8 protein-coding genes are annotated in these 11,251 nt (G+C 58.3%); 2 read left to right on the top strand and 6 right to left on the bottom strand.

Annotated elements, in window-relative coordinates; genetic code table 11:
• Window positions 1-113: 113 nt before the first annotated feature.
• Window positions 114-509 carry a response regulator transcription factor gene (locus N554_RS0109440; RefSeq protein ID WP_029583241.1) on the bottom strand — a complete coding sequence of 132 codons (396 nt, stop codon included), beginning with the start codon at window positions 507-509 and terminating at the stop codon, window positions 114-116.
• 588 nt (window positions 510-1,097) lie between these two features.
• Between N554_RS0109440 and N554_RS0109435 the strand changes: the two genes are divergently transcribed.
• Window positions 1,098-1,745 (top strand): response regulator transcription factor, encoded by a 648-nt coding sequence (locus tag N554_RS0109435; RefSeq protein ID WP_029583240.1) that lies wholly within the window; start codon window positions 1,098-1,100, stop codon window positions 1,743-1,745.
• Between the two features lie 115 nt (window positions 1,746-1,860).
• Here N554_RS0109435 and N554_RS35625 read toward each other — a convergent pair whose 3' ends face one another.
• Window positions 1,861-4,248, bottom strand: a complete 2,388-nt coding sequence (locus tag N554_RS35625; RefSeq protein WP_197033517.1) for an ATP-binding protein — start codon at window positions 4,246-4,248, stop codon at window positions 1,861-1,863.
• 506 nt (window positions 4,249-4,754) lie between these two features.
• Between N554_RS35625 and N554_RS37285 the strand changes: the two genes are divergently transcribed.
• Window positions 4,755-6,119: a helix-turn-helix domain-containing protein gene (locus N554_RS37285; RefSeq protein ID WP_197033515.1), complete on the top strand. Its 1,365-nt coding sequence runs from the start codon at window positions 4,755-4,757 to the stop codon at window positions 6,117-6,119.
• Window positions 6,120-6,237: 118 nt separating this feature from the next.
• On the opposite strand, the gene N554_RS0109415 is transcribed toward N554_RS37285, so the two are convergent.
• From N554_RS0109415 to N554_RS0109400, 4 genes are all read right to left on the bottom strand, one after another.
• Window positions 6,238-6,882 (bottom strand): helix-turn-helix domain-containing protein, encoded by a 645-nt coding sequence (locus N554_RS0109415; RefSeq protein WP_156041862.1) that lies wholly within the window; start codon window positions 6,880-6,882, stop codon window positions 6,238-6,240.
• A gap of 275 nt (window positions 6,883-7,157) precedes the next feature.
• A complete protein-coding gene (gene poxB, locus N554_RS0109410; protein WP_029583236.1) occupies window positions 7,158-8,879 on the bottom strand; it encodes a ubiquinone-dependent pyruvate dehydrogenase in 1,722 nt (573 codons plus the stop codon).
• A gap of 131 nt (window positions 8,880-9,010) precedes the next feature.
• Window positions 9,011-9,811 (bottom strand): acetoacetate decarboxylase family protein, encoded by an 801-nt coding sequence (locus tag N554_RS0109405; RefSeq protein WP_029583235.1) that lies wholly within the window; start codon window positions 9,809-9,811, stop codon window positions 9,011-9,013.
• A 130-nt stretch (window positions 9,812-9,941) separates the two neighbouring features.
• The gene (locus tag N554_RS0109400) at window positions 9,942-10,742 is read right to left on the bottom strand and encodes an acetoacetate decarboxylase family protein (RefSeq protein WP_029583234.1); all 801 of its coding nucleotides are present in this window, start codon (window positions 10,740-10,742) and stop codon (window positions 9,942-9,944) included.
• Window positions 10,743-11,251: the final 509 nt, after the last annotated feature.

Here is an 11,251-nt window from a genome sequence, read left to right as displayed (position 1 = left end):
CAGGTCTTATGTTCGCGCCATCTGCGATGCCGATGTGAATTGAGTTGCATCGCCGGCGGCCAGCGGAGGCGACCTGTCGCGGGCCTAGTGGCCGTTGACGCAACGTGGGCAATCTAAGGCGCGCCACTATTTCCCTTTGCGCGATCTAGCGCGGCCTGAATACAATTCAGGAGGCCGCTCTCATCGAACGGCTTGGGCAGATAGCAGATGACCCCAGCCTGAAGTGCACGGGCACGAATCTCATCGCTCGGATACGCAGTTATCAGTACGGTGGGAATCTCTTTGCCCAATCGAGACAAATTGTTGTGCAGATCAAGGCCGCTCATATTGGGCATGTCGAAGTCGACAACCAAGCAGCCGGTGCGGCTCAGTTCGGGTGAGCGCAAGAACTCCTCTCCGGACGAAAATGCCTGGGCGACCAACCCCATCGAACGCATTAAAACTTCGATTGCGTTTCCAACCGCTTCGTCGTCATCGACTATGGCAATTATTGGTCCGCTATTTGGCACTTGGCAAGACCGGTAACCGCGAGCAGCGTTTGGAAGAACGGATGTCGTCCGCGAGATTCTTTCTTGTTCAACCTAGGCGCAACCGCTACGTGCTTCGATTATACAAATGTATAGGAACTCAACGATTGGCTTCGGAGGCCAGAAATTTTGTGGTCCATGGAGCAAGCTGCGTCACAGGCATCGACCTGATAACACCCTAACCCCTGTTAACTCACGAGAGCCCCTCCAGCTTGGACCGCGCTGGAGGGGCAAGGGAGGCCGCAGGGAGTGATCGGCCTCGAGGGAGGAGAACTTCACCATAACGGCACGCATTGGCGCTCACTATTGAACTATCGGAAAGATCGAGTACCAAATGGGAATGTGCGCACTATACGAAGGTTGTGCGCTGCCAGCTCTAGTCGGTTCGACCTTGGTCGGCAGCTGGCGCCTGACGCAAAACCCTGGGCCGACTTCAACCGGCCAGTTCGCCGATGGCTGCGATTCGTCGGAGCGGAATTGGGCTAATGGTTCCCTCTATCGTCCACGCGATAATCTCGCTATGCTCCATGTCCGGACCGGTACGCTAGTGCGCATGTCAACGAGGAACATGTGGTAGAGCAACCGCCAACAGTGATAGTCATCGACGATGATCCGGGAGTGCGGGACTCACTAGGCAGGCTGCTTCGATCGGCCGGCTTTCGGGTCAGCCTACTCGGTTCCGTGAGCGAATTTCTCAAGGCAGATCGGCCAGAAGGACCCGCTTGCCTGGTGCTTGACGTGCGGCTTCCCGGCCAGAGCGGACTCGAACTGCAGCGCGAACTAGCAGGTGCCAAAAGACAGCTGCCAATCATCTTCATCACCGGACATGGTGACATTCCAATGTCGGTGCAGGCGATGAAGGGTGGCGCGATTGAATTCCTGACAAAGCCATTCCGAGAGCAGGATTTGCTTGACGCGATTCAGCTCGGTCATGCCCGTGATCGAGCGCGGCTTGAGCAGGAACGAGCTATGGCAGAGCTGAAAGTTCGTTTCGAGACTTTGACGCCGCGGGAGCGCGAGGTCATGGCGTTCGTGGTGAGCGGGCGGTTAAACAAGCAGATCGCAGCCGACCTCGGCGTAAGCGAAATCACGGTAAAAGTTCATCGGGGCCAAGTAATGCGCAAGATGCGGGCATCGTCCTTGCCTGACTTGGCGCGCATGGCCGACCAATTGCAACTGACGCCGACAAAGCCGCGTAACCCAGGTCGCGTTGCCTAGCGCAGACGCTCAGCCTGCATCTATCGCAATGGTCCCATTGAGTCTCACCCTAGAAGGTCAGGGTGCCTGCTAGACTCGACGTCTGCGACGTCTTCGATCCGAAGCGGCACTTCACTCACGATGCGGCGGTCGGATGAGCAGGCGCAATGAAGCCAAAGATAGCGCCACGCGGCACGTTAGGGCTCGCCCACAATCGTCCGTTATGCGCTTCGATAATCGAACGGCAGATCGACAGCCCAAGCCCCAAACCGCCCGGTTTCGTGGTGTAGAACGCCTCGAACACGCGCTCAAAAGCCGCCGGCGCGAAGCCTGGACCCGAATCTCGCACCTCGACTGACACGCCATCCGGTTCGTTACGGGTGCTGATGAGCAATTCCCGCTCTTCTTCGCCGACGTCGCGCATCGATTCGATAGCGTTGATGATCAAGTTAAGTAGTACCTGTTGCAGCTGGACCCGATCTCCCTCGACACGCGGCAAGCCCTCCGCCAACTGCGTCCGCACCAAGATGCTATTGTTTGCGGCCTCCGTACGGGTGAGAGCAATAACCTCAAGGATGGCATCGTTGATCGCTACGGCGTCCTTTCGTGCGGGCGCCCTCTTAATGAGCGCGCGGATTCGCCCGACGACCTCGCCTGCGCGATTACCCTCCCTGACAATAAGAGAGAGCGCGTCATCCACCTCGCGAAAATTTGGCGGCTCCGCGTTTAGCCAGCGCCGAGCGGCTAACGCGTATGTGACTGCCGCTGTAATCGGCTGGTTCACCTCATGGGTGATCGAGGCCGTCAACTGGCCCACCGTCGCGACGCGGTTGGCGTGCGCGAGCTCCAGTTGTGCCTTTCGGTATCGCTGCTCGCTTTCGCGAGCTTCTGCTTCTACTGTCCGCAACGATGCCTCTGCTTGTTGCCCGCGTATGATCGCTGTCACGTCGGTGCCGGTGCCGCGATAACCGCGGAATTCTCCATTGGCGTCAAACACTGGCTTGCCGCTAACCTTCACGTACATTGGAGAGCCGGTACCGTCCACGGAGCAATATACGAAGTTGTGGAACGGCTTGCGTGAATCGAGAGTTGCCCAAACAAGCCGCCACTTCTCCGGTTCGGTTTCAATGTCGCGAGCGTGATCCCAACACAACGTGCCGATTCGATCCGCCGGATTCGAATGAAACGCATTCTCGGTCAACAGCGTAAATTTGTAGTCCGGACCGATTTCCCACAGCCAATCGGAAGCGGTTGCGGCATAGTCGCTGAACTTCGCTTCGCTTTCCCGCAATGCTTCCTCGGCGCGCTTGCGGTCGCTCATGTCGATGACGAAGACGACCCCCTCGTCTGTCTTTCTCTCGAAAAATGCGCCGCCGACCAGAACCGGGACGCGACTGCCGTCTTTGCGGCAATACTCCTTCTCGTAAGGTCTGCAGGTTCCGGTCCGGCTCAGCTGAGCCAACGCATCCTCGTCGGCGGGGGCCCACTCAGTGGGCGTCAGTTTCGTCCAACGCATCCGACCGGAGTTAACGTCATCATGGCCGTAGCCCAGCATCTCGAGAAAGGCATCATTGGCTTCGATGATCCGCCCCCGCGAATCCCCGATAAAGATGCCGATGATGTTGGAATCGACCAGGCGCCGAATCCTCGCTTCGCGTTCTGCGAGATCGCGGTTCGCCTGCGCAAGCGCCAACGTGTGTTGCTTCTCGGCTTCGAACAGGCGCACGTTTTCGATCGCGATCGCCGCATGGTCGGCGAAGGACTCGAGAAGCGCGATCTGGTTGTCGGAGAATGGTCGGACCTCCCATCGCCGGAACAGAATTACTCCAATGGGGGTCCGCTCGCGCAGCAACGGTGTTCCGAGCGTGGTGCGATGGCCCTGGCGTTTTGCGTCACTGCTGCCCGCCGGGTATTCGCTATCCTCTGCGGCGAGATCGTGGACATGAACCGACCGCCGATCACATATGGCTCGTCCTATCACCCTGTCGCGATTTGCGGGAAATCCCTCACGGGCTTGAATATGCACCGGTATTTCCCCGTATGAAGCTACCAGCCGAAGAAGGTTGTTCTCCAGGCGGTAGATCTCCGCATTGTTCGAGTCGCACAGGCGTGCGGCATGTTCGGCCACCGCGTCCAGCACCGACTGAAGCGGCGAATCGGAGATGATGCGCAGCATCTTGGAGGTGGCAGTTTGCTGCTTCGTCGCCTCGGCAACGCGCTCACGCGCGTGAGCGATCTCCCGCCTGCATGCTCTGAGCTGCTGTTCGAGATCGGCCCGAGTCTTCCGAGCTCTACCAACCCGCGCCTTCGCTTCGGTCAAGTGAAGCTTGCGACTTCGCGTTCGGCTCTTCGCACCTTTGCGAGACAAGGTCACCTCCCTCGCCGGACTAGCCCCAATGCTGATCGTCACAGCCGGGACGGGGGCTGCGCGGAGAATAGCATCCAACCCAGAGCGCGGGTCGGTGAACCGTCCCATCGTTGTGATGCGCTCGACGCGCGCCAGATCGACCTGCGCCTCGCGCAAGGCTTCTCTTTCAGTATCGTCTGGCGCGACGCCCAGATGTCCCGTGTCGATCATAGTGCTCTCCTTTGCACTTTGCATGTTCGGACCGGAGCACAACCGAAGGCCTGTCCGATGGCGTGAGCATCCTACGAATGATCAAGCCCCTCTTGGAGGGACTTGATCCGGCCCGGAGGCCTTTGCTTTTTTTGCGTGGAATTTCGCCCTGCTGCGCCTGTCAGGGACGGGTCAATTGTCCAAATCCGGCAAGGCGGGCTACTTCGGGATCACCAATTTGCGCGCACTGTGCTAAAAGGCGAAAACAGCTCCGTCAGTTGCCCCCTGCGGCGATTGCGGGGAACTCCGCGTGGGTTACCTTGATACCGCTTAGACGCCTTTTTGGGTGTCCGCGGTCTTCGAAAAGCTGCGGCGCCGTTCGTCGCGACTGCGCGTTGGCCACGCTCGGAAATTGGACGGCGCGCCGTCGCTAGGAGCGCGTCCATCGTAGACCAGGTGCGGTGATGAGACACTTGGAGCGCTCTGCAAGCTCGCTCGACACCATCGCGGGGCACGCTGAACACGTTTGTTCGGTTGCCGAGGGGGCGACGCTTCCGCCGGGGATACAAGCGGTATCAAGCTCGTGGCAAAGATCAGCAAAAAAATACCGCCTCGATCCACTCGATAGCAAGGCGCCACGCATCCTCACGTCTTCCGAACTGAAACAGCTTCGCGAACCGCTGGGTAAGCTCATCTTCAGTGCCCAAGAGGAGATGGATGAATTGTACAAGGTGGTTCGTGAGGCTGGATACACCATCTTGCTCTGTGATAGCTCGGGCGTCGCAGTCGCGCATCGCGGTGATGATGCGCGGGCAAGCCAGTTCGAGTATTGGGGAACTTGGCTCGGCGGGGTGTGGTCCGAGGAGGTGGAGGGCACAAACGGCATCGGCACCTGCATCGTCGAGGAGCGGCCCGTCACTGTTCACAGGAGCCAGCATTTTAGGTCCAGACACATTAACTTGAGCTGCTCTGGCGCGCCGGTGTTCGGGGTGGACGGCCGACTGATAGCAGTCTTGGACGTCTCCGCCATCGATCCTGAGCTCTCCGAACGAGCGCACGCGCTGACTGGCGCGCTCACAATACGATCGGCGCACGCGATAGAAGAGCGATTTTTTCGTGAGCAGTTCCGTCGAGAGTGGATCGTCGCGGTAGCGCCGCCGGAGCGAGACGCTCCAGGCATGCTCCTGGCGATTGACAACAACCAACGCATTGTCGGCGCAAATCGGGCCGCTCGCACGTCCCTCATGCTCGATGACCGCGGGCTCCGGGCGGGTACCAGCTTGTGGTCGATCTTCGAGCGAGATGTCGACCTCTTCCGGCGCCGGGACCGGAGCGATATCTCTGCGCGATTGTTGATCGCCGGCAGCAATGACAGTCGGCCCGCGCTCGTGACTCCACCCGATCACCTTGTGAGTGCCTCGAGCACTCCAACGAACTGCAACCTGCACACGCGCCCGCGCCTGGGCTCGATTGATATTTCGATGCTGCCGCCAGCACCGCAGGCACATGGCGGATTGTCACCCGGCGCGATGCGTCGGTTGCGGGAATACGTGGAAGTGCATTTGGACGAAAGTATCGATCTGTCGATGCTGGCTCGAGTCGCCGGACTATCGGTGCATCATTTTGCGCGACAATTTAGGCAATCCGCCGGGGTGACGCCGCATGTCTACCTCACGCAAAAGCGAGTCGAACGCGCCCAGGAGATGCTGGTCCAGACGGATCTCTCGTTAGCGGAAATTGCGTTCACCGTGGGCTTTTTCGACCAAGGTCATTTAGCGCGTCATTTTCGTCATATGCTTGGTACCACTCCTCGAGAGTTTCGGTGGTCGCAACGCTAGAAACAAATGACGTTTTTGATTCACACACTCCTCGAAGAACCATCAAACAAGCTGAGGACCATGTTTCCGATCGACAGTTCGAAAGGGCCGAAGCTCAGGACTTTGCCGCGCTGATCGCTCATGGGGTACTCTCATCCATGCCGGTTCTCGAGGTGACCTCGCCAGAGATCCCGCGCTCGCGTCGCCAGTGGGCCGGACTTTGACCAAAGGCCTGTCTGAAGAGCCTGCATAGATGTGCTTGATCCGAAAAGCCTACGCTCAAGGCTATTTCACTCAGTGATGCCGCACTGGTCATCATCAGGTGGCAGGCTTTTTCAAGACGCCTCCTCACCACATAGGCATGTGGCGACTCGCCAACAGCGAGCTTAAATTTCCGAGAGAAGTGCGCCTTGCTTCGACGCGCGACGGCACTGAGATCCCGGATATGAATGGTGCGATGTAAATTGCTGTCAATGTAAGCTCGCACGCGAAGCATCTGCCAGGCCGCCAGACCGCCCCTTGTGGAACCGTTAGCGCCCGACCAGCGCTCGATCTCCGCTTGCAGGATGTGCGATGCTGTGACCAACGACGCCTTGGCCGCCTCCCGATCACGCTCCAGTTCTCGCCTTGCGGTTTCAAGCAGCTTGGCCAGGCTGTTCGCAACGAAGTGAAACTTTTGGTCGGCTCCAGAAGAAGAATCTGGTGCGGTAGTTTGAAGCCCTTCCATAATCAATTCCCTCGACGAACCATCCGACGGCTTCGGATCGGCGCGAGAGTGCAGCAAAGGGTCTCCTTTGGCTCGTTAATCAGCGTTATGGAAAGTTAATCCTGCCTACCCCCATGGAGCGACTTTAGCCTTAAATATCAGCATGTTACATCTTGGCGAACCTGAGTTCGCAACGATTCAGAACACCTCGGGCGTCACTCAGATCCAAAATGCGATGAGAGAGACACCTGGCGCTCTGCAATTGTGTGGAATGCTCTGAAACAGAGCCGCGCTGAATCAAACAGCAGAAGCTCGACCCCCATCATGTGTTTGCTCCCTTTACCTCCCCGCAGTCAGCGGAAAAGATTCACCTTCGCAAGATCGATCAGCTGGGTCGCCCGGCCGTCCAGAACGGCCTTCGTCATGAAGATCCCAAAATTATAGGCCTGCTCCAGTGTCGTCCTGGGCGGCATGGCAAGCTCCTGTCGCGCGCTCGCCACGTCGACCAGAACCGGCCCCTTGTGCGCAAGCGCCGCCTCGATAGCGGTCTTCAACTCCTGCGGCTTTTCGACCCTGATGCCGCGGATACCCATGGCTTCCGCCATCAGCGCAAAGTCGGGGTTTTTAAGATCACAACCCGTGTCCAGAAATCCGCTCGCCTTCATTTCCATTTCGACAAAGCCGAGCGTTCCATTGTTGAGGACGATGACCTTCACCGGAAGCCCCATCTGGGTCAGCGTGATGAAGTCGCCCATCATCATGCTGAAGCCGCCGTCGCCTGACATCGAGATCACCTGGCGATCTGGATATGTCGCCTGTGCGCCGATCGCTTGCAGCATCGCATTCGCCATCGACCCGTGATTGAACGACCCGATAATGCGCCGCTTGCCGTTGACCTTGAGATAGCGTGCCGTCCAGATGATCGGCGTTCCCACATCGCAGGTGAAGATCGCATCGTCGGCCGCCATTTCGCTGACGACGCGGGTGACATATTGGGGATGAATAATGTTGCTGTTCGGACCACTCTCCGCCAAGGCGTCGAGATCTTTGCGCGTTCTCTTGTAGTCACTCAACGCTTCGCTGAGATGACTTGAATCCGTCTTTTCCTTGATCGAAGGCAGCACGGCATCGAGCGTGTCCTTGACGTTGCCGAGCAACCCCAAATGAAGCGAGCAACGATTGCCGAGTGCTTCAGGCCGCACATCCACTTGTGCTATTCTTGCCTGCTCCGGATAGAACGCCCGGTATGGAAAGTCGGTGCCGAGCAGCAAGAGCGCATCGCAATTCTTCATCGCAGCGTAGCCGGATGCAAAGCCGACCAGGCCGGTCATTCCTACGTCGTAGGGGTTGTCGTATTCGACAAACTCCTTACCGCGGAAGGCATGCACGATCGGGGCCTTCAGTTTGCGGGCGAGTTGGATGACCTCTGCATGCGCGCCTGCGCACCCGGCGCCGCAGAACAAGGTGACCCGGGATGCTTTATTGAGAAAATCTGCCAGATGCCCGATATCGGCCTCGCTTGGCCGCAAGACCGGCGCAGTCGGCGCTATCCATTCCGGGACATCGTCATCGATCTTCATCAGCGCGACGTCGCCAGGCAGCACAACGACTGCAACACCTCGCTTGGCGATCGCGACCCGGATTGCGCGCTTCAATATCTGCGGAAGCTGTTTGGGATTGGAAACCAACTCGACGTAGTGGCTACAATCCCTGAACAGGCTTTCTGGATGTGTTGCCTGGAAATAATCGATTCCGATTTCGCTGCTGGGGATGTGGGCGGCGATTGCCAGGACCGGCACGCCGTTGCGCTGGCAATCGAAGAGGCCGTTGATCAGATGAAGGTTGCCTGGACCGCAGCTCCCGGCGCACACCGCAAGGCTCGCGGTAAGATGAGCTTCAGCTCCCGCCGCAAAGGCCGCGGCCTCTTCATGACGCATGTGAATCCAGTCAATCGACTTTCTTCGCCGCAGCGCGTCAGTAAAACCATTGAGCGAATCTCCGACCACTCCGTAGACGCGCTTCACGCCCGTCTTCTCGAGGGCCTCGACCAGATACTCGGAAGCAGTTTTGCTCATAAACTTTCTTTCCCATCTCAAGAACATCTCCCCGCCGAGGGTCTCCGCGCGAAGGGGGGTGCCGCGGAGACCCTCTCGGCGAAGCGAGGGACCGTACGCTTCGCCGTTACGGCAGGAGTACTTTCAGTCACCTACGAGCAATGGTCCTCGAGGATCTTCAGATCGCTAACCGAGTAAGAGAGTGAGTAACGGAACCCTGACTCGATCCGGTTCGGCGCGAGCGCGTGGAGTTCTTCGCCATTCGTTTCCGGCAAATTGAGTTCGCCCTTCCCGATCCACGCCCCGGCAACGGTGAGATTGTCGGTGATCGACATCGCCAGCTCGTTGACCGTAGGCTTGTCCTGGTAACCGGCCGCCAATCTCGGGAAGTATCGCAACAAGACCGTGGGCCGGCTGAGGAGAGACAGTCCGTTTTCGACCGGCTTGTGCAAGGTGACACAGGCTTCCGCAAGACGTTGGCCATGCGCCGAGAGGCTCGCGCCAAATCGGCTGCCGGACGCAACCGGCGCCGCCGCGGGGCCTGAGGCCGCAAAGGAGCGCGTCTGAAAAATGCTGCCTATTTTCTTTGGAAACCCCTGCGTCCAACCGCACGCCAGCGCGGCGTCATTGTCGACATAAATGTATGGACACCACATGACCGGCACGTCGCGATACATTGCGCCGACCAAAATAAACGCCTCGCGGCATTGATAACGAGCCGGATCAAGATATTCATCGTCCTGGGCCGTGAATTGCCAATCCAGGAACATCATCACGGCGCGGCCGTTTGACTTCGGATCTCGGGAAAGACCAATCGGCAATGTCGCTGCCGTCGCGTCGGGGTCCGTCCAGAATTCGACTCCAACAGCATCGCCGGCATAGTGCCAAGGTGGTGGCGGAGTTAGAGCGGCCTGGCCGAATGGCGATTTCGGAACTGTAAAACCCTTTAGCATTCCCGTGTCCTGATCCATCGCTTTCGGCAAAGGCTACCGAAACCAGCCACAATTGATTTGATCGAAGTGCGTCGACTTGTTTATTCCTGCCGCAATCCAGAACGCGCTTGTTGGGATCAGCCACGATTTGCTAGGCGGTCAGATCTGCCAGAATCTCGATATCGGTGACGGAATAGGAAAACGAGAATCGATATCCGCGCCCCACCTTCAGCGGCCCCAGCACGTCCAACTCTTCGCCATAGGCTTCCGGAAAATTGAGCTCACCCTCGCCGATCCAGATGTTTGTGATCACGAGCTGGTCCCGGATGCATCGAACGAGCTCATCCACAGCTGGCTTGTCGTGCCTGCCCGCGGAGAGCCGCGGAAAATACCGCCGTCCCACAATGCGGCGATCGAGCAAGCCGACCAGACGCTCTGTTTTTTCGCGTAAGGTGACACGGGCTTGCACCAGCAACCGACCATTAGCGGACATGCAGGCGGAGAACCTGCTATCGTGCGAGAGTGGCGCGGAAGCCGCGCTCTCGGCGGCAAAAGTGCGGGTCTGGTGTACGGCACCGAATTTTCCTGGATAACCCTGGATCCAACCTCTCATCAAGGCAGCGTCGTTATCGGCATAACAATATGGACACCACGCTATTCGTGATCCCTTCCACATCGCGTCGAGGAGGACGGTGAATCCGCGACTTTGATATCTTGCAGGATCGAGATACTCGTTGTTCTGCGCGGTGAACTGGTAGTCTGTGAAGAGCGCAACAGAGTGGCCTGGACATTTCTTATCAAGCTCGACACCCCCCGGAAGGGTAAAGACTGACACATCGGGATCATTCCAAAACTCCACCGCCAGAACGTCACCCGCGAAATGCCAGGGTGGCGACGGCACCAATGCAGCAGCTCCCAGAGGGGACCGAGGGGCAGTGAATCCTTTCAGCATTTCCTCTTCCCCACCACCAATAGCGTATCGGCCGTGCGTCATTTCAACATGAAACGTTAGCGTTGGTGCGTTCCCAACGCTTGGACAGACGTGCGATGACTTGGTGGTTGGTGCGCCGCCGACGTTGATACGAAACCGACTGAACCGAGCAACCTCGTTTATCTGCTCGATGCTCCGCACCGCCATTTTGGGAAGCGGAGGGACTGCAGCGGGGTCGAAAGCTACAAACTCCGACGTTTCGCGACAAGCGCTCGCTCCGGCAAGAGTGTATCGAGGTCTGCCATGAATCCTCTGATGAACATGGAAAGCCTGAGAAAATGGATGCTGCTTCAACCGATGCCTTTGGCGCAGTATGCGTGTCGCCGGCCTTGCTATGCGCGGACCGCCTCGCCCGCTCCTTCTCGCAAGGAACACCGGAGCAGCGGAAGGCGGCTGATGCTTGAGACGCAGCCCATCTGACTCTGTCCTGACCTGAAAAGCCGTTGCAGTACGAAGCGACGCCTACAACG

This window comes from Bradyrhizobium sp. URHD0069 (genome assembly GCF_000701345.1).
GTDB lineage: Bacteria > Pseudomonadota > Alphaproteobacteria > Rhizobiales > Xanthobacteraceae > Bradyrhizobium.
Note: the sequence above shows the minus strand (reverse complement) of the source record. Positions and strands in the feature narration are given on the sequence as shown.

What these genes read in the sequence shown, in the direction of transcription:
- poxB (WP_029583236.1), bottom strand. Translation starts at nt 8,879, where the DNA reads ATGAGCAAAACTGCTTCCGAGTATCTGGTCGAGGCCCTCGAGAAGACG.
- N554_RS0109405 (WP_029583235.1), bottom strand. Translation starts at nt 9,811, where the DNA reads ATGCTAAAGGGTTTTACAGTTCCGAAATCGCCATTCGGCCAGGCCGCT.
- N554_RS0109400 (WP_029583234.1), bottom strand. Translation starts at nt 10,742, where the DNA reads ATGCTGAAAGGATTCACTGCCCCTCGGTCCCCTCTGGGAGCTGCTGCA.